Genomic DNA, 19,183 nt, shown 5'->3' with positions numbered 1-19,183 from the left:
ATCCGCCTCGCAGGAGCGCGCTGGCGCGCGATGCAGCGTTACCGGCGATGTCCAACACATGCCGGCGCACGTCTACGTCACGCACGTTAGGCGGGTCGCACACGCCGCATCACTGCGGCGCTGACGACGCGTCCTCGCCATCGTCGCGTGCCACCGCCACCCCGGCACGACTGAAGCGGATTTCCTGCGGCGACTGCAGCGCAATCCCCACCGTCTCCATCCGCTGCAACAACGCAAAGAACAGCTCGCTGCGCACGCCATACGAATCGCGCGGGCTGCGCACGTAGGCGAACGAATTGAAGTTGACATGGCCGCCGGCCAGCGAGTCGATGAACACCGACGGCGCCGGCTCGGCCAGCACCTTGGCATGCTCGGCGAACAGTTCCAGCAGCATGTCGCGCACCTTCGCCACTTCGGCTTCCAGCGGTACCGAGAACTGCAATTGCACCCGCCCCATCGGATTGGACAGGGTCATGTTGCGCACGCTTTTGGTGATCAATTCCGAATTCGGCACGATCAGGGTGGAGCGATCGCCGACCTGGATTTCGGTCGCACGCACACTAATCTTGCGCACATCGCCCTCCTGGTCGCCGATACGCACCCAATCGCCGATTTTCACCGGCCGCTCGGCCAACAGGATCAACCCCGACACGAAGTTCTGCGTGATCGCCTGCAAACCGAAACCGATACCCACCGACAATGCGCTCAACACCAGCGCCAGCCGCTTCAGATCCAGGCCCAATGCGGTCAGACCCCACACCACCACGATCAACCAGCCCAGATAGCGCGCCACCGTGCTGATCGAGTTGCGCGCCCCGTCATCGAGTTCGGTCTTGGGCAAATAGGTATTGAGCAGCCACTGCTGCACCACTTGCACCAGTCCCATGCCAAGCAGGAACACGCACAGCGCCCGGAACACATCGCCGGGAGTGATCACCAGTTCCTTGCCGATGGGGATACCGTGCGCGATGTTCTCCGCCCAGTCGGTGACCACGTTGATGTTGGCGCCATACGGCGTCAACAGCACCGCAATGCCCAACAGCACCAGCAACACCCGCGCCGCCGCCGAGATCAGCAAGCCCAGCTGTACCAGGCGTCCGCTCCCGATGCTGAGCGCGTGCGACAGCGCGCGGCTGAAGCGCCCATCCGGCTTGAACAACCAGGTCATCAGATCGTCGGCAAAAATCACCAGCAAGCCGAGCAGGCTGCACACCAGGGTGATCCAGATGATCTGCCGCTCTACGAACAAGGCCAGATTGAGATAGCCGAACAAGGCCGCGATTAACGCGAAGATCACCGCCAGGTGGCCCAACAGGCGGATCAGCACGATGAAACCGCCACCGCGCGACACCACCGGCGGCGGCGCATCGCTGTCGGGATCGGCCACGCCTGCATTGGCCGCATGCGCACGCAACGACAGGCTCAAGCCAGCCAATGCCGACAGGATCAAGCCGGCGTACAGCAAGGCGGCCAGCGCGTCGGTGGCGGTGAGCAGCGCGCCGCTGCTGCCGGCTACCTCGTTGGTCTTCATCGCCATACCGCTGAACCAGATCACTGCCGCAGTGGCAAGACAATGCAGGCGCAGGCGATCGACAGTGGCATCGTCCAGCGGAAACAGGCGCCAGCTGGGCTGGTGTTTCATCAGCAGGCTGGCACTGAGCGAACCGACGAAGGCTGCCACCACGCTGATGGCGACAAACCCGGTCAGCCACTGATCGAAATCCTCTGGCAGCTCGCTCAACCCGCGAATGCTTTCTGCCAGCACGAACGCCGCCACTCCCAGGCTCAGGGTGCCGACCAAGAGGAACCACAGCGCCAGCCCGGAGCGCCGCAGGCGTCCGCCCGGCGCACGCGAGGCCGCGTAACGGCGCCCCAGGTGGCGCAGGAAAATACGCAGCGGGAGTGCCAGAAACAACGCGACCAAGGCCCCGGTGATCAACCCACCCACGCCGTTGGCTGCGGTTCCCGCCTGCACCACCTGCACCGCCTTGCCGGACAGCGCCTGCAGGCGGCCACGATCGTCGGGCCATTGCTGTGCGATCTGGCCCCACAACGCAGGCGACAGCGGCGAGGCGACCCGCGTGGAGAGCTTGACGCTGAAGCGCTGCACCCGCTCGCGTTCGAGCCGATCGGCCAGATCCTTGGCGTTGGAGACCAGTAGCGTGGCCTGGATGAACTCGGCATTTAACTGATCGCGCTCTTTGATCAACGCTTTGCGCTGTTTGGCCAGATCGGCCGGCTCGTTTGGCGGCGCGATGCCGAGCCCCTCCAACCGTGCGTTGAGATCTTTGAGCGGCTGCTCCAACGTGCGTACCAGCTCCTGCGCCTTCCGCTGGGTGCCGGTGACGTCATCGGTCAGCTTGACGAGCTGCTCGGTATCGGCCTTGTCCATGCCCGCGTCGGCCTTGGTCACCACCTGCTGCATGCTGTCCAGCTGGGTCTTCGTACTCTCCAGCTGCTTGTCCTCGTCCTGCGCCGCCGCCGCGCCCACGCAGACCGTCCACAGCACGGCCAGCAACAGCAGACGCCGCACCACACCCCACGGAGCACTTCGTACAACTCGGAATTCGGACACAGGCAGGCATCGGACAGGCGCGGACTACCGCGGTGCCGGCATCTTAAGCCACTGCCTACAGCGCAGCCGATCGCCACTGCCACCCGGGTTCAGGCTGGCAGAGCTCGCCAATGTGCAATGGCAAGACGCAATGGGAGGCTCGTCAGCAAAGGCAGCTATCACGCCAGCAGCCGCATGTGACGTGGCATCCCCGCATCCAAACCTGCGCATGAACGTTGTGCGGCTTGTCACCTCGCGGCAACAGTGCGCTGTCGCAGAATCAGGTCACCGCTGCGGCAGACGCAGCGGATGACCGCGAAGGAGAACTCCATGCAGATTCAGATCCAGACCGACAAGCACGTGCCGCATGACCCGTCCGTCGTGCAGCATGTCGAGAAGACCTGCACCGCCCAGCTGGCGCATTTCGCCAACGACATCACCCGCGTCGAAGTGCATTTGCGCGACGAGAACGGCCAACGCGGCGGCGCAGCGGATCGAACCTGCAGTATCGAAGCGCACGTCGCCGGCTTGCCGCCGATCGCTGCCACCAATAGCGCCGAAACCACCGCCTCCGCCGTCACCGGCGCGGCCCGCAAGTTGCGCACCGCCATCGAACACGCGCGCGGCAAGCAGCACGCCAGGGCCACCGCACCGGCACCGGACAGCCTCTGATTCGCTTCAAAGGCAGGGCGTACGCGCCCTGCCTTTGAGTGAGTCCAGCGTCGAGGCCTGTTCGGCGCACCACGTTCTTCAACACATGGCGTGGAAGCGATTCGCCGCAGGCTTGAGCGCAGTCCGCAACGGACGCCTCGCATGGCGCTCACCGGCGCACTAAGCGAAGGCCGTCAGCGCTCACACACGATGACATCGGCCCACACTGACGCTGCGACGTAAACGTCCGGCTTCACAGCGGTGCATTAGCGCTGCCGGCACAGAACATCACGGACTTCGACGACACCAGCGCTGGCGACATGCAGAGTCAGTTGCAGCGCAAAGGCGCTTAGAAACTGTAAGACCTGACCCCAGAAACGACTTCGGCCCGCTGCAATGGAATGCCACTGCAGCGGGCCGAACGATGCGATCTGGTGCGCCCGGAGGGATTCGAACCCCCGACCAATGGCTTCGGAAGCCACTACTCTATCCGGCTGAGCTACGAGCGCCTGGCCGCGCATTATGCCAGAACCCGTGCCACCCGCGTGATGCCTTGGGCGGCAGGCGTCCGCAGGCCGCCTGGCGGGAGCTGTCCAATGTGTTCCGCAGACTCCCGCACGCGGAGCGCGCGCTTGCCGGAGCAGCCGACACCCGACGCAGCCACCAAGCCTCACTCACATGGTGCTTCGCCCCAGTTCCGACCGCAAATGCATGTCCCCGTGTTGAGCGGAGTTCTTGCAGCCGGCACGTGCATGGCCGCACCCAGATGGCCGCATCCAGGGCGCGCTGCTACCCTTTGCAGCATGAGCAAACATGGTTTCGAACAGGTACCCGCAGCGCCCGCGCTGACGTGGTCCGAGCGGCTGGGGCAATACTGGAAACTGGTGCGTGGCGACCGCCCGATCGGCAGCTTGCTGCTGCTCTGGCCCACCTGGTGGGCACTGTGGCTGGCCGCCGACGGCATGCCACCGTTATGGACGCTGTTTGTGTTCACCGCCGGGGTCTGGCTGACCCGCTCGGCCGGCTGCGTGATCAACGACTACGCCGACCGCTGGCTGGACCCGCATGTAGAGCGCACCAAGTCGCGCCCGCTCGCCACCGGCGCGGTGTCCGGGCGCGAAGCGCTGTGGGTATTCGTGGTGCTGATGCTGGTGGCGTTCGCATTGGTGCTCAGCCTCAACTGGCTGACCGTGGCACTGAGCGTGCCCGGCGTGTTCCTGGCCGCGAGTTACCCCTATCTGAAGCGCCACACCCACCTGCCGCAGGTCTATCTGGGCATGGCGTTCGGCTGGGGCATCCCGATGGGCTTTGCGGCGGTACAAGGCAGCGTGCCGTTGCTGGGCTGGCTGTTGTATGCGGCCAATATCCTGTGGGCGACCGCGTACGACACCTGGTACGCCATGGTCGACCGCGACGACGACATCCGTATGGGCAGCAAGTCCACCGCCATCTTGTTCGGCAAGTACGACCTGCTGGCGCAAGGCGCGCTCTATGCGGCGATGTTTGCGACCCTGGCAGCCGTCGGACTGCGCGCCGGCCTGGATGCAGCCTACTGGGCGGGCCTGGGCGTGGCGGCGGCGCTGGTGCTCTACGAATTCCGCATCGCCCGCCACCGCGAACGCGGCCCCTGCTTTCGCGCCTTCCTGCATAACAACTGGGTAGGTCTGGCGATCTTTGTCGGGATCGCGGTGGCGGTGCGTTAGGAGCGGGGATTGGGGATTGGGGATTGGGGATTCGTAGTTTGGGGTTCGTGATTCGGACTGTGGGTTGTGGGCTTTGGGCTTTGGGCTTTGGGCTTTGGGCTTTGGGGTTTGGGGTTTGGGGTTTGGGGTTTGGGGTTTGGGGTTTGGGGTGCGGGGTGCGGGGTGCGGGGTGCGGGGTTCGGGAGACGCTAAAGGCTGTGCGCCAGGCTTTCCGAGCAGGCGATCTCTTTCCACAACCGCGCTGATAGAACCCGCACCGACCTCTGCAGATAAGGCCCAGAGTGCTAAGAGCCAATCCGCAGGCGACAAGCCCCTCTCCTGCGGGAGAGGGGTTGGGGTGAGGGTACGGGCCGATGCAACAAGCCCGCACTCGCATCAGCATCTGCTTTTGGCTCCGGCTCACTTCGCCCCTGTTTTAAGCGTTTTAAGCGCGACAGCAGCTCACCGACACTCGCGTCTAAGCCTGTGATCGCGCTCACCGAGTGAAAAGAACGCCTGCCTGCTACCCGAGAACCCAGGGCAGCGTCGCGCTAAAAGAACAGCACCCACCTGACCACCGCACCCGAGCCGAGGCGAAAAACGCGTAACGCGCTGACCAACCGCACAGAGCGGCAAAGCGCCCGCCCGCCCGCCCCCGTCGTTGACCTAGCTTGCCACCACCTACGCCAGCCTTGCCTCAGCCCCCGGCCATCTCAACCACAGACCGCTCCCAGCCACAGCATCACGGCACCCGCGCGCACACCCAGGCATCGACCCGCTGCACGCCCGCGCGTCGCAAGGCCAGCGCTGCCGCGTGCAGCGTGGCGCCGGTGGTCATCACGTCGTCCACCAGCGCCACATGTGCGGGCAAGGGGCCGCGTGCGATGAAGGCGTCGCGCAGGTTGCGTTGGCGCTCGACGGCATCCAGCTCGGATTGCGGCGCCGTCGCACGCACGCGGCGCAGCAGCGGCAGGCATGGCAACCGCAGCGCGCGGCCCAGCGGTTTGGCCAGCTCAAGCGCCTGGTCGTAACCGCGCTGGCGCAGACGCTGCCGATGCAGGCTCACCGGCACCAGGGCCTGCGGCCGCGGCAACCGTGCGCAGCGCCTGGCCATCAATTCGCTGAGCAGGCGCCCTGCTGCCAGGTCCTGATGGAACTTGAAGCGCCGCAGCAACCCGTCCACTGGCCAACGATAGGTAAAGCATGCATGCACGCGCTGCAGGGGCGGGATCTGCTGCAGGCACTGCCCGCACAGTGCCACCCCATCGGAGGCGAACAGTTGGGTGGCGCAGCACAGACAGGCATGGCCGTGCTCCGGCAATGCGGCCCGGCACGATGGACACAGATCGCAATCGGCCATGCCCGCTTCCGCGCAGACCAGGCACAGGCTCGGCAACAGCAGGCGCAACACCCGTTGCGGCCACCTGTAAACCGACCCTACCCCTTCAAAGTTGACAGCCTCTTCCATGCTCACCAGACTGCCTGGCTTCCAAGCCGCTGACTGTCAGGAAACTCCGATGTCTGTTGTCGTACGCCATGACTGGGATCGCAAAGAGCTGCAGGCGTTGTTCGATCTGCCGTTCCCCGAGTTGCTGCATCACGCGGCTAGCGTGCACCGCGCACAGTTCGATCCGGCGCAGGTGCAGGTCTCCACGCTGCTGTCGGTCAAGACCGGCGGTTGTCCGGAAGATTGCGCGTACTGCCCGCAAGCGCAGCGCTACGACACCGGCGTGACCGCGCAAAAGCTCATGGAAACCGAAGAAGTGGTCGCCAAGGCGCGCCAGGCCAAGGCCGCCGGCGCCTCGCGCTTCTGCATGGGCGCGGCGTGGCGCTCGCCGAAGGAGCGCGACATCCCCAAGGTGGCCGCGATGATCCGCGAGGTCAAAGCCATGGGCCTGGAAACCTGCGCCACGCTCGGCATGCTCGACGCCGGCCAGGCGCGCGCGCTCAAGGACGCCGGGCTGGATTACTACAACCACAATCTGGACACCGCGCCGGATTACTACGATTCCATCATCCACACCCGCCAGTACCAGGACCGCCTGAACACCCTGGAGCACGTGCGCGATGTGGGACTGAAGACCTGCTGCGGCGGCATCGTCGGCATGGGCGAGACCCGCGAGCACCGCATCGGCCTGCTGCTGGCGCTGGCCACCTTGCCGGCGCACCCGGACTCGGTGCCGATCAACCAGTTGGTGCAGGTCCCCGGCACGCCGCTGCACGGCACCCAGCAACTGGACCCGTTCGAGTTCGTGCGCATGATCGCGGTGGCCCGCATCGTCATGCCCAAGTCGATGGTGCGCCTGTCCGCCGGCCGCGAGGCGATGAGCGACGAGCTGCAGGCGCTGTGCTTCCTGGCCGGCGCCAACTCGATCTTCTACGGCGAAAAACTGCTGACCACCGGCAACCCGGACACCGAGCGCGACCAGGCCCTGTTCCAGCGCCTGGGCCTGCGCCCGATGCAGATCACTGTCGACGCCGCCGACCACGATCACCCCGGCACGGTGCATGCGGACATCACCCGCGGCGCGGCGTGCGAGCACGCAGCGTGACGACGGCGCACGCCATCCAGGGATGAGCCTGCACTGCGCCCGGCCCTGCTGACCGCAGCAGGGCCGGGCGCGGCAGTAAACCGTCATGACTGGCAGCCCAAGCTCACCGGGCAGCCAACCCGCCCCACCGGCCGTCGGTGCCGGCTGGGCGATGTGGCCGCGGCACGCTACGCTAGCGGCCCTTATCCGTTGTCGAACTCCCTCATGGCTCGCCCCGATCTGCACGAACGGATTTCGTCGCTGCGCAAGTTGCGTGTCGCCCAGGAACGGGTGCGGGTGCGCCGCCAGGTCGGCCGCCGCGATGGCGTGCGGCTGGAGATCGACGGCCGCTGGCTGACCGGTTTCTGTTCCAACGACTATCTGGGCCTGTCGCAACAGTTCGAAGTGGTTGCCGCCCTGCAGGACGCCGCCGCGCGCGATGGCGCCGGTGCAACCGCCTCGCATCTGATCTGCGGCCACCACACCGCCCACGAAACGCTCGAGCGCGAAATCGCCGAGTGGCTAGGCTACCCGTCGGCGCTGCTGTTCGGGAGCGGCTTCATCGCCAATCTGGCCGTGCAGCAAGCCTTGCTCAGCGAAGAAGACGATGTCTGCGTGCAGGACCGGCTCAACCACGCCAGCCTGCTCGACGCCACGCGTCTGGCCGGCTGCCGGCTGCGGCGGTATCCGCACCTGGATGTGGAAGGCGCCATGCGCCAGCTCAAGGGCGCCCCCGAGGGCGCGGCGATGCTGGCCAGCGACGGTGTTTTCAGTATGGATGGCGATGTGGCGCCGCTGCGTGCGTTGAGCCTGGTGGCGCGCATGCAGGAAGCGCTGTTCTATGTCGACGATGCGCACGGCGTGGGCGTGGTCGGCCCGCAGGGGCGCGGCTGTGTGGCCGATGCCGGCCTGGGCGTTGCCGAAGTGCCGCTGCAGTTGGTGACGCTAGGCAAAGCGCTCGGCGGCTACGGCGCGGTTGTGGTCGGCGAAGAAGCGCTGATCCGCCATCTGGCCGAAACCGCACGCCCGTACATCTACACCACCGCCCTGCCGCCAGCGCAGGTGGCCGCCACCCTGGCTGCGGTACGGCTGGCGCGGCGCGACGATTGGCGGCGTGCGCGCCTGGTCGAACTGATCGGCAACTTCCGCGATGGCGCGCGCCGGCATGGGTTCGAGCTGATGGCCTCCGACACGCCGATCCAGCCGCTGCTATGCGGCGAGGAAGCCACGGTGATGGCGATGTCGGCCGCACTCGAACAGGCCGGTTTCATGGTCGGCGCGATCCGCCCGCCCACCGTGCCCGAAGGCAAGGCGCGCCTGCGCGTGACCTTGTCGGCGCTGCACACGCCGCAGCAGGTGCAGGCATTGATCGAGGCGATCGTGCAGGCGCGTGACGTGGTCAGCCGGCAGCCGCTGCGCGCATCTGCTTAAGAGCGGGTAACACAACGTCGCGAGCAGTCGTCAGGTGGATGTGGACGGCGCGCTCAGAACCGGAGTGTACGCGTGGACCATGCCACATCGAGCACCGCCCACGCCCGCCTGACGGTGAGCACAGTCGTTTTGTTCGCTGCTCTAAACCGTTGCCGGCAGCGCGCTCGTGCGCAACGCCGGGCCGGCGCGGCTGGCGCCCGGACGCTCGATGTAGCACGCGAATGGTTCGATGCGTGCGCACTGTCCAAGCGCACGTGCCGACTGCATGCAAACCTGCGTTGGCGGCATTGGGCGCACGGCACCTCACCGCACCACCCGTCATGCGCGAACCCAACAACCGCACGCCTGATCAACCCACTGCGGCAGCGCTTCGACTCGAACGCAGCCACCCGCGTGTCGGCAGCTCCTCGCCGATACCGCAGCGTCCACGCGGGCAGTCACTCGGAACAAGTCCGCTGACATGGCAATGACCGCGCCCGAGACGCCAACCGCCACGCCGGCGCAACGCCGTGTCTGGGAGGCGCTGTCGCTGCTGTATCTGGACAGCGCGTGCGATGGCGACCACGCGCGCATTGCCCGGATCCTGGCCGCCTCGCCGTTTACGTTGCCGCAACTGCGCACGATGCTGCTGCACGAGGTGCACCCGGTGCTGATCGGCAATCTGCGCAGCGTGGCCGGCGTGTGGGAAGGCTTCGATCACGACTGGTTGGCGGCGGCGATCGCCACACAGCGCGCGCGTCGCTGGCGTTGGCCGGATCGTTGGTGCTGGCGCCGGTATGCACGCCAGCAATGGGCAGTGCTGGCGCCTGCGATCAGCGCAGTGCGCACACACGCTGCACGCTGAGCGCGCGTCAATCGGCGACAATCCACGCATGCATATCGATGTCATCGGCCACGGGCCTGCGCTGGTTCTTCTGCACGGTTGGGCGTTGCACGGCGGCGTGTTTGCGCCACTGGTGGAGCGGCTGTCGTCGCACTACCAACTGCATCTGGTCGATCTGCCCGGGCACGGTTTCAGTCGCGACGACACCACGCCGTTGGCCTTGCCGTACGTGGTCGCCGCGATTGCCGCGGCCACGCCGCCGGCAGTGTGGGTGGGCTGGTCGCTGGGCGGCCTGTTTGCCTTGCATGCCGCCGCCACCCAACCGCAGGTGCGTGGGCTGGCGATGATCGCGGCAACGCCGCGCTTTGTGCGGGGTGCCGACTGGGCCGATGCGGTCGAGCGCGACGTGTTCGTGCAATTCGGCCAAGACCTGGCGCGCGATTACCGCGGCACCCTGGAGCGTTTTCTGGCGTTGGATACCTTGGGCTCGGCGCATGCGCGCGCCGAACTGCGCAGCCTGCGCGAAACGCTCACCGCACGCGGCGAGCCGGCGGCCGACGCCCTGCAACACGGCTTGCGCCTGCTCGAGCGTACCGACCTGCGCCGCGCATTGCCGCAGCTGGCGCGCCCCAGCCTGTGGATTGCCGGGCAACGCGATCGGCTGGTGCCGGCCGCCGGCATGCACGCCGCCGCCGCGCTCGCGCCACACGCGCAGGCGCTCACCATCACCGGCGGCGGTCACGCTCCGTTTCTCGGCCACGCCGATCAGGTGGCCGAGGCGTTGCAACGCTTCGTTGCGTCCGTGCCGTGAGCAGATCGCCGATCATGCGACTTCGCTGATCGAGGACGCATCGCATGGATCTGGGAATCGCCGGGCGCTGGGCATTGGTCTGCGCTGCCAGCAAAGGGTTGGGCCTGGGCTGCGCCCGCGCGTTGGCGCGCGAAGGTGTCAACGTGGTGATCGCCGCACGCGGCCGCGCTGCACTGGACGCGGCCGCCGATGCATTGCGCGCACTGCCCGGCGCCGCAGACGTGCGCAGTGTCGTGGCCGATATCGCGACACCGGAAGGACGCACCGCCGCGCTCGCAGCCTGCCCGCAGGTCGACATCCTGATCAATAACGCAGGCGGCCCGCCGCCGGGCGATTTCCGGCAGTGGGAACGCGAGGACTGGCTGCGCGCGCTGGACGCCAACATGCTGGCGCCGATCGAACTGATCCGCGCCACCGTCGATGCCATGCGTGCGCGCCGCTTCGGCCGCATCGTCAACATCACCTCCAGTGCGGTGAAGGCGCCGATCGACATCCTGGGCCTGTCCAACGGCGCACGTGCCGGCCTCACCGGCTTCGTTGCCGGGCTGGCGCGCAGCACGGTGGTCGACAACGTCACGCTCAACAATCTGCTGCCCGGCCAGTTCGCCACCGACCGCCTGCGCGGCAACTTCGCCGCCATCGCGCAACAGCAAGGCAGCACCGCCGAAACGGTCGCCGCGCGCAAGCAGGCCGCCATCCCGGCCGGGCGCTTCGGCGAGCCGGACGAATTCGGCGCGGCTTGCGCGTTTCTGTGCAGCGCGCAGGCCGGCTATATCACCGGGCAAAACCTGTTGATCGACGGCGGCAGTTATCCGGGCACGTTCTAGCGCACCGGCCATGCGGAGCTTGTGGCAACCGCGGACGACGTCGCGGTTGTTTTCGGCCACGACTCGGCTTGTCGAAACACATTGCTAGTTCATTGCGGTCGCCACGCAGTCGCTGGCAGAGCGACCGCTCGCAGAGTTCTCCAGGCCGATTGCCACGCCACACCACGCATCGATTCCCTCCGCCGCGCCCACGGGCGACAATAGCGCCGCAATGAACAGCACTTTCGATCCCCGCCACGTCCGCCGCGCCTTCGCGCGGGCCGCCAACAGTTATGCCGCCGCCGCCGCGCTGCAGCGCGAAGTGGAAACGCGCCTGCTCGAATCGCTCGATTACCTGGGCGAGCAGGTGCCCAAGGTGGTGCTGGATGTCGGCGCCGGCCCCGGCCACGCCAGCGGCGCGATCAAGAAACGCTGGCCCAAGGCGCAGGTGATCGCGCTCGACCAGGCCATGCCGATGCTGCGCCAGGCGCGCAAGGCCGCCGGTTGGTGGAAGCCGTTCGCGCAGGTCTGCGCCGATGCGCGCGCGCTGCCGGTGGCCGACGGCAGCGTGGATGTGATCTTCAGCAATCTGTGCCTGCAGTGGGTGGAAGACCTGCCGGCAGTGTTTGCCGGGTTCCGCCGTGCGCTGCGGCCGGGCGGGCTGCTGTTGTGCTCCACCTTCGGGCCGGAAACCTTGATCGAGTTGCGCGACGCGTTCGCCCAGGCCGACACCGCGCCGCACGTCAGCCGCTTCCCGCCGATCGCGCAATTCGGCGATGCCTTGCTGATGTCCGGCTTCCGCGACCCGGTGCTGGACCGCGACCTGTTCACGCTCACCTATAACGACTTGCCCGCGCTGATGCGCGAGTTGCGTGCGATGGGCGCGACCAATGCGCTCAGCAACCGACGCGCCACGCTGACCGGCCGTGGCCGCTTTGCCGCTGCCAGCGCCGCCTACGAACCGTTACGGCGGCCGGATGGCACCCTGCCCAGTTCCTGGGAAGTGATCTACGCGCACGCCTGGGCACCGGCACCGGGCGCGCCCATCCGCGAGCGCGGCCAGGACATCGCCAGCGTGCCGGTGTCCTCTATCCCGATCCGCCGCCGCATCGACTGACCGCGCTGCGGTGCACATCGCCCACCGCAGCGCGCCTGTGCCGGTGATACACAGCATTGCGCCGACGCCGATGCTGCGCCGGCGGGCTTTGTAGTGACTGCCGGTAGAATTCATTAATAAAGTGCCGCGATCCTGTGCTGGCCTACCCGCTTCCGGTCCCCGCCCCAAGCGACCCCCGCCCCCAAACGGTTTCCCCCATGTTGAAGTGGCTTCTCATTGCGCTGTTCATCGCGTCGGCGCTGTACATCCATTACCGCGGTCGCGTGCGGCACCGGCTCAGCCGGCAGCTGCTCGACCATTCCACCTTCATGGCGCCGATCAACACGCTGATGTACCTGTGTTCGCGCGTGCCGACCACACCGTTTATCGACCCGGGCAAGGAATTCCCCGAGCTGGCGCCGCTGCGCGCCAACTGGCCGGTGATCCGCGATGAAGCGGTGGCGTTGCAGCAGATGCAGAAGATCCGCGCCGCCGACGGCTATACCGATATCGGCTTCAACTCATTTTTCCGCCGCGGCTGGAAGCGCTTCTATCTGAAGTGGTACGGCACCGCGCACCCGTCGGCGGCCGAGTTGTGCCCGCAGACCACCGCGTTGCTCAAGTCCATCCCCACGGTGAAAGCGGCGATGTTTGCCGAGCTGCCGCCAGGGAGCGAGCTGCGCCCGCACCGCGACCCGTTCGCCGGCTCGATGCGACTGCACCTGGGCCTGGCCACGCCCAACGACGACCGCTGCTTCATCGACGTCGATGGCCAGCGCCACAGTTGGCGCGACGGCGAGTGGACCATGTTCGACGAGACTTATATCCATCACGCGCGTAATGACACCGACCAGGACCGCATCATCCTGTTCTGCGACATCGAACGCCCGATGCGTTGGCGCTGGGCGGCGGCGCTGAATCGCTTCGTCGGCCGCAGCCTGCTGTCGGCCGGCGCCTCGCCCAATCAGGACGGCGACAAGACCGGCGGCATCAACCGCGTGTTCCGGTATTTCTACGCGGCGCGCCTGAAAGCCAAGGCGCTGAAAGAGCGCAACAACCCGCTGTACCAGGTGCTCAAGTGGAGCATCTTCATCCTGGTGGTGGTCGGCATCGTGCGGCTGTAACGCCCGACCACCCACGTAGGAGCGCACATGGGCGCGAAGGCATTCCCCAGAACGCATCAGCGCGCGCAGACACGCGCGAACACCCGCCCAGCCGCTCCTGCCATGCCGCCGACCGAACATGCAGCATTGCTGTAACGCCCGACCACCCGCGTAGGAGCGCACCTGGGCGCGACGAGGCATTCCCGGTAACGCTTCATCGCGCCCGGGTGCGCTCCTACACAGGTCTAGCGCATGCCGATCGACGCTCTCAGCGCGACACCTGCGCGATCCATTCCTGCAGGTTGTAGTAGTTGGTGACGCGGGTGATCGCGCCGTCCTGCACATCGAAGAACGCCCCGCCCGGCAGCACATAGGTCTGGCCGTTGGCATCGGGCAGGCCTTCGTCGGTGGTGTGGTAAACCCCGTGCACCACGTATTCGGCCCCCACCCGCGTGCCGTCGTCGTTGGCGGTGATCACGATGTCGCGCAACTGCTCGCGGTAGCTGTCGTTCATGCGCTGCAGGAAGGCCGCGAATTCCGCACGGCCGATCTCGCGCGCACCTTGATTGAGGTCGTGCGCCACATCCTCGGCCAGGAACGCCAGCATGGCGTCCCAATCTCCGCGATTGAAGGCGGCGTAATAGGCCTGGACCAGGCCGATGGCGTGTTGCCGATTGCTCTCGCTCATGCTCGAACCTGCCGCTGGGAAAGCCGCATCATAGAGCGGGTTTTGCGTGCGCGCTGAGACGCGGTCAGCGTCCGACTGCATCGCAGGCGTTCCCTACCTCGACGGCCGCGCCGTTACGCGCAGCGCACCCCACCACACACCATGCACCGCTGAAGCCCGGTGCAGATCCATCGCGGCGAGGCGCTCGTGCAACCGCGACGCGCCATCGCGCCGACTGGCTGAATCGCCAGTGGGGATGCCGCCGGATGCCACGCATCCGTTTCAGGGGCCCTGCACCACCAGATCGCGGTGGAAGAAGTAAACCTCCTGCAGCAGGAAGCGCCAGCTGGTGTGGAAACTGCGAAAGCGCGTACTCGGCGTGGACGAGGCCAGCGCGTCCACTCCCAGCTCCTGGCTCAGCCGCAGCGCGCGCGCCATGTGCAGCGGGTCGCTGACGATGATCGCCCGGTGCATGCCATGACGGGCCATCAAGATGCGCGCCTGCTCCAGGTTCTGCCGGGTGGTCCGCGAGACCGTCTCGATCACGATCGCTTCCGGCGGCACCCCGTGGCGCAGCGCGTAGCGCCGTGCCACCTGCGACTCGGAAAACCGCGCGCCATTGCCGAAGCCGCCAGTGAACAACAGCCGCGGCGCATAGCCCTGGTCGTACAGATCCAGCGCATGCCGGATCCGTTCTTCGAAGACGGGCGACGGGCGCGCGTCGTAAGCCGCCGCGCCCAGCACGATGATCACGTCCGCCGGCGCCGCCTGATCGCGGTCGCCGACCCAGACGATCCAGCCAGCCACCGCCACCAGCCAGATCAGCGCCAGCATGCATAACCGCCAGCCCCAGCCCCACAGGCCGAGTCCGCGCGCACGCCTGCTCACGCCGCGGCCCACGGCAGTGCGTCCAGATCGACATTGCCGCCGGACAGGATCAGCCCGACCCTGCGCCCGGCAAACCGCGCCGGCTCGGCCAGCACCGCCGCCAGCGTGATGGCCGAAGACGGCTCCACCACCTGCTTGAGCAGCTGCCAGATCAGCCGCATCGCCTGCACCACGGCCGCATCGTCCACCGTGATCACCTGCGCGCCGGCCGCCTGCAGCAACGTAAAGTTCGGCGCGCCCAGGGTGCCGCGCAGACCATCGCAGACGGTGTCGGGCACGAAGTCGACCAGGCGCTGCCCAGCCGCCAGCGAGCGCGCGGTGTCGGCTGCCCCGCTCGGCTCGGCCAGCACCAGCGCACAGCCGGGCGCAGACCGCAGCGCCAACGCCGCACCGGCCGCCAGCCCGCCGCCGCCGACCGGCGCCAGCAGCACATCCAGCCCGCCGCTTTGATGCAGCAACTCCAAGGTGGCCGTTCCCTGCCCGGCGATCACGGCCGGATCGGTGTACGGATGCACCAGAGTCGCGCCACTGGTGGCCTGGACCTGGGCACACAGCTGCTCGCGTGCTGCGATGGTCGGCGCGCAACGCCACAGCGTGGCGCCATGCCGGGAAATATTGGCCAGCTTGGCGGCAACCGCACCTTCGGGCACCACGACATGACAGCCGATACCGCGCGTACGAGCGGCCAGCGCCAACGCCGCGCCATGATTACCGGACGAGTGGGTGACCACGCCGCGCGGTGCCACGTCGTCAGGCAGCGACCACACCGCATTGCAGGCGCCGCGGAACTTGAACGCGCCGCTGCGCTGCAGGTGCTCGGCCTTGAAGAACAGCTGCGCACCGCACAGTGCGTCCAGGCGGTGCGAGGTCAGCAACGGTGTCGTCGCGCAGTGCGGCGCAATGCGCGCGGCGGCTTGCAGGACATCTGAATGGGCAAGAGGGACCGTGTCGATCATGCCTGCAAGATTAACGTATCGCCTCACTCTTCACGGCTCGCACGCACACTGCCTGCGCATGCTGGATCGATGAAAAAGCGCCACATTGCGGCACAGTTAAGGACCGATTCAATGCAACGGTTCGAAAGTGAGATCATGGTTGCAGGAGGGCACCATCCATGAAATTCCGTCTGATCTTCGCCGCTGGGCTATTGGCCTTGGGCGGCTGCGCAACTTACGACTACACCGGAGGCGGGTCGGGCGGCTATTACCGTGGCGCGCCTGCTGTGCAGTATCGCTATCCGCCGGGATACTCGCCCTATAACTACGGCGGCTTCTACGGCGCCCCGTATGGTGCCGGTGCGATCGGGCTGTACGACTACCCGGTGTATCCGGTCTACCGTGGTGGCGGCTATTACTACCGGCAGAACGATCGCCGCCCGCAGTACCGCCCGCCGCGTCCGAACGGATCGTTCAACAACGGCCCGCGCCCGAATGGCCCACGTCCGCAGCGTCCCAATTCGCCACCGGCGACGGGTGCACCGCCCGCGCGGCCACCGGCACGGATCGGCGCGCCGCCGCGTGTGATTCGCGAGATCCAGCGTCAGACCGCGCCACGCAACAGTCGCCAGCAAATCCCATGACGCGCTGACTGCGACGTGCCCCACAAATGGCGACATTGGGGGCTTGCGTTCAGTCGGCACTTGGTCGCAAGCTAGGTGCTCTGTGTGACCCGCCACGTCATGTTATGACCCGGCCCGCCCCACTGACCGACTTATGTCGATGTCCGACAGGGAAATCTGGATCCCCCCTGTTCCGGCCCTGTCGGATATCGGCGCCTCCAATGCATAAAGCCCCGGCATGCCGGGGCTTTATGCATTTGTAGATCGAGGATCGCAGGCGCATCAGGACGCGCAGCGCCTGCAGCCGCGCAATGATCGAGAAAGCGTGCAGGTGTTGCCGGAATCGCAAAAAAAAATAAGGGTCGGCAGTCCCCCGACTACCGACCCTTACGCTACCCCATCGCACGCGCGGCTGGCCCCTGTTCCAATTCCAGCCTTTGCGCCCATGTCGCAATGCCACGATAGGTGCAGTAGGGATATCCGCACGGAACGTGCCAACTTGAGGGTCACTATCTTAAAATGTGACTTGCATCACATATTTAACGATTTAGTGACCATCGCGGCGCTTCAGTCGATACTTCTGCGGCCGTTTTCCTTCTCTCTGCTGATCAGTCCACACCCATGTCCGACTCTTTCTATCGCTTCGACGTCATCGTGATCGGCGGCGGCCATGCCGGCACCGAGGCCGCGCTGGCGTCTGCGCGCGCAGGTGCCCGCACCTTGCTGCTGACTCACAACATCGAGACGGTGGGCGCGATGAGCTGCAATCCGGCCATCGGCGGGATCGGCAAGGGGCACCTGGTCAAGGAGATCGATGCGCTGGGTGGCGCCATGGCGCACGCGGCGGATCTGGCCGGCATCCAGTGGCGCACCCTCAATGCCTCCAAGGGGCCGGCGGTGCGTGCTACCCGCTGCCAGGCCGACCGCAACCTCTACCGCAACGCCATCCGTTGCATCGTCGAGGCACAGCCCAACCTGACCGTGTTCCAGGCGGCGGTGGACGATCTGATCATCCACAACGGCGCCGCCGAAGGCGACAGCGTACGCGGGGTCATCACCCAGACCGGGCTGCGCTTTGAGGCGCCGGCGGTGGTGCTGACCGCCGGCACCTTCCTGGCCGGCAAGATCCATGTGGGCGAAACCCAATACGCGGCCGGGCGCATGGGCGACCCGCCGGCCACCACGCTGGCGGCGCGTCTGCGCGAGCGGCCGTTCGCGATCGACCGCCTCAAGACCGGCACCCCGCCGCGCATCGACGGGCGCACGCTCGACTACAGCGTCATGGCCGAACAACCCGGCGACGACCCGCTGCCGGTGATGTCGTTCATGGGCCAGGTCAGCGACCACCCACGCCAGGTCAGCTGCTGGATCACCCACACCACCGAGCAGACCCACGACATCATCCGCGGCGCACTGCACCGCTCGCCGCTGTATTCGGGGCAGATCGAAGGCATCGGCCCACGCTACTGCCCGTCGATCGAAGACAAGGTGGTGCGCTTTGCCGAGAAGACCAGCCACCAGATCTTCGTCGAACCCGAGGGCCTGGAGGTGACCGAGATCTATCCAAACGGCATTTCCACCTCGCTGCCGTTCGATGTGCAGCTGGCGCTGGTGCGCTCGATCCACGGCTTTGCGCAGGCGCATATCACCCGCCCCGGCTACGCGATCGAATACGACTTCTTCGACCCGCGCGGGCTCAAGGCCTCGCTGGAAACCAAGGCGGTCGGCGGGCTGTTCTTTGCCGGACAGATCAACGGCACCACCGGTTACGAAGAGGCCGCCGCGCAAGGCCTGCTGGCCGGCCTCAATGCCGCCCGCCATGTGCAGGGGCTGCCGGCCTGGTCGCCGCGTCGCGACGAGGCCTACCTGGGCGTGCTGGTGGACGATCTAATCACCCACGGCACCACCGAGCCGTATCGCATGTTCACCAGCCGCGCCGAATACCGGCTGCAGCTGCGCGAAGACAATGCCGATGCGCGCCTGACCGGGGTGGGCCGCGCGATGGGTCTGGTCGATGAGGCGCGCTGGGCGCGCTTTTCGGCCAAGCAGGACGCGGTGCAACGCGAGACCGCACGCCTGTCGGCGTTGTGGGCGACGCCGGCCAATGCACTGGGTCGCGAAGTGGCGCAGACGCTGAACGTGTCGCTCAGCCGCGAAACCAATGTGCTGGACCTGATCAAACGCCCGGAACTCACCTACGCCACGCTGATGCGCGTGCCGACACTGGGGCCGGGCGTGGACGATACGCAGGTGGCCGAACAGGTCGAAATCAGCGTCAAGTACGCCGGTTATCTGGATCGCCAGCGCGACGATATCGCGCGCCAGCAACGCCAGGAAAATACGCCGATCCCGGAAGACTTCGACTACGCCGGCGTGCGCGGTCTGTCGATCGAAGTACAGCAGAAACTCGAACGCGTGCGCCCGCAACACATCGGCCAGGCACAACGCATTCCCGGCATGACTCCAGCGGCGATCTCGCTGCTGCTGGTGCATCTGGAACGCGCGCGGCGTAGCAAGGTTGCATGATCTGTCCGTGAGCCGGGCTGCATCTGCGTGAGCTGGTTATGATTGGGGCACGTCAT

16 protein-coding genes, 1 tRNA gene and 1 other RNA gene are annotated in these 19,183 nt (G+C 66.7%); 11 read left to right on the top strand and 7 right to left on the bottom strand.

Translation table 11 applies throughout. The features are described 5' to 3' along the window. Positions 1–109: 109 nt before the first annotated feature. Entirely contained in the window at positions 110–2,533 is a 2,424-nt protein-coding gene (locus ACZZ0O_RS08010; protein WP_463590480.1) for a DUF3772 domain-containing protein, read from the bottom strand. A 351-nt stretch (positions 2,534–2,884) separates the two neighbouring features. On the opposite strand from ACZZ0O_RS08010, the gene ACZZ0O_RS08005 reads away from it, so the two are divergent. Beyond that, a complete protein-coding gene (locus ACZZ0O_RS08005) occupies positions 2,885–3,226 on the top strand; it encodes an HPF/RaiA family ribosome-associated protein (protein WP_055853941.1) in 342 nt (113 codons plus the stop codon). 411 nt (positions 3,227–3,637) lie between these two features. Here ACZZ0O_RS08005 and ACZZ0O_RS08000 read toward each other — a convergent pair. After that, positions 3,638–3,714 (bottom strand) — tRNA-Arg (locus ACZZ0O_RS08000). Positions 3,715–4,008: 294 nt separating this feature from the next. Between ACZZ0O_RS08000 and ubiA the strand changes: the two genes are divergently transcribed. Further along, entirely contained in the window at positions 4,009–4,908 is a 900-nt protein-coding gene (gene ubiA, locus ACZZ0O_RS07995; protein WP_463590479.1) for a 4-hydroxybenzoate octaprenyltransferase, read from the top strand. 721 nt (positions 4,909–5,629) lie between these two features. On the opposite strand, the gene ACZZ0O_RS07990 is transcribed toward ubiA, so the two are convergent. Next, on the bottom strand, positions 5,630–6,355 hold the full coding sequence (locus ACZZ0O_RS07990; protein WP_463590478.1) for a ComF family protein: 726 nt from the start codon (positions 6,353–6,355) through the stop codon (positions 5,630–5,632). A 49-nt stretch (positions 6,356–6,404) separates the two neighbouring features. Between ACZZ0O_RS07990 and bioB the strand changes: the two genes are divergently transcribed. Both bioB and bioF read left to right on the top strand, forming a co-directional pair. Beyond that, entirely contained in the window at positions 6,405–7,439 is a 1,035-nt protein-coding gene (bioB, locus tag ACZZ0O_RS07985; RefSeq protein WP_115561056.1) for a biotin synthase BioB, read from the top strand. A gap of 204 nt (positions 7,440–7,643) precedes the next feature. After that, positions 7,644–8,849 carry an 8-amino-7-oxononanoate synthase gene (bioF, locus tag ACZZ0O_RS07980; protein ID WP_463590477.1) on the top strand — a complete coding sequence of 402 codons (1,206 nt, stop codon included), beginning with the start codon at positions 7,644–7,646 and terminating at the stop codon, positions 8,847–8,849. Positions 8,850–8,853: 4 nt separating this feature from the next. Here the strand turns inward: bioF and ACZZ0O_RS07975 are convergent. Then, a non-coding RNA gene (locus ACZZ0O_RS07975) (sX9 sRNA) lies at positions 8,854–8,930 on the bottom strand. 379 nt (positions 8,931–9,309) lie between these two features. On the opposite strand from ACZZ0O_RS07975, the gene ACZZ0O_RS07970 reads away from it, so the two are divergent. From ACZZ0O_RS07970 to lpxO, 5 genes are all read left to right on the top strand, one after another. Then, a complete protein-coding gene (locus ACZZ0O_RS07970) occupies positions 9,310–9,693 on the top strand; it encodes a DUF7079 family protein (RefSeq protein WP_463590476.1) in 384 nt (127 codons plus the stop codon). A 28-nt stretch (positions 9,694–9,721) separates the two neighbouring features. Beyond that, complete coding sequence (gene bioH, locus ACZZ0O_RS07965; RefSeq protein ID WP_115552915.1) at positions 9,722–10,483, top strand: pimeloyl-ACP methyl ester esterase BioH; 762 nt, start codon at positions 9,722–9,724, stop codon at positions 10,481–10,483. Positions 10,484–10,527: 44 nt separating this feature from the next. Continuing rightward, complete coding sequence (locus ACZZ0O_RS07960; RefSeq protein ID WP_463590475.1) at positions 10,528–11,310, top strand: SDR family oxidoreductase; 783 nt, start codon at positions 10,528–10,530, stop codon at positions 11,308–11,310. 211 nt (positions 11,311–11,521) lie between these two features. Beyond that, positions 11,522–12,406, top strand: a complete 885-nt coding sequence (bioC, locus tag ACZZ0O_RS07955; RefSeq protein ID WP_055853352.1) for a malonyl-ACP O-methyltransferase BioC — start codon at positions 11,522–11,524, stop codon at positions 12,404–12,406. Positions 12,407–12,603: 197 nt separating this feature from the next. After that, positions 12,604–13,509, top strand: a complete 906-nt coding sequence (lpxO, locus tag ACZZ0O_RS07950; protein WP_115552727.1) for a lipid A hydroxylase LpxO — start codon at positions 12,604–12,606, stop codon at positions 13,507–13,509. Positions 13,510–13,756: 247 nt separating this feature from the next. Here lpxO and ACZZ0O_RS07945 read toward each other — a convergent pair whose 3' ends face one another. From ACZZ0O_RS07945 to ACZZ0O_RS07935, 3 genes are all read right to left on the bottom strand, one after another. Continuing rightward, complete coding sequence (locus ACZZ0O_RS07945; RefSeq protein WP_311239539.1) at positions 13,757–14,176, bottom strand: nuclear transport factor 2 family protein; 420 nt, start codon at positions 14,174–14,176, stop codon at positions 13,757–13,759. 261 nt (positions 14,177–14,437) lie between these two features. Continuing rightward, positions 14,438–15,055: a YdcF family protein gene (locus tag ACZZ0O_RS07940; RefSeq protein WP_055853359.1), complete on the bottom strand. Its 618-nt coding sequence runs from the start codon at positions 15,053–15,055 to the stop codon at positions 14,438–14,440. Then, positions 15,040–15,999 (bottom strand): pyridoxal-phosphate dependent enzyme, encoded by a 960-nt coding sequence (locus tag ACZZ0O_RS07935; RefSeq protein WP_055853361.1) that lies wholly within the window; start codon positions 15,997–15,999, stop codon positions 15,040–15,042. Before ACZZ0O_RS07935 ends, ACZZ0O_RS07940 begins: the two co-directional genes overlap by 16 nt. A 158-nt stretch (positions 16,000–16,157) precedes the next feature. Here ACZZ0O_RS07935 and ACZZ0O_RS07930 point away from each other — a divergent pair, with 158 nt between their 5' ends. Together ACZZ0O_RS07930 and mnmG are read left to right on the top strand one after the other, a co-directional pair. Further along, positions 16,158–16,622, top strand: a complete 465-nt coding sequence (locus ACZZ0O_RS07930) for a hypothetical protein (RefSeq protein ID WP_115512797.1) — start codon at positions 16,158–16,160, stop codon at positions 16,620–16,622. Positions 16,623–17,222: 600 nt separating this feature from the next. Continuing rightward, the gene (gene mnmG / locus ACZZ0O_RS07925; protein ID WP_463590474.1) at positions 17,223–19,127 is read left to right on the top strand and encodes a tRNA uridine-5-carboxymethylaminomethyl(34) synthesis enzyme MnmG; all 1,905 of its coding nucleotides are present in this window, start codon (positions 17,223–17,225) and stop codon (positions 19,125–19,127) included. Positions 19,128–19,183: the final 56 nt, after the last annotated feature.

The organism is Xanthomonas sp. AC360, from assembly GCF_979258225.1.
This window is presented reverse-complemented; position numbering and strand designations above follow the sequence as displayed.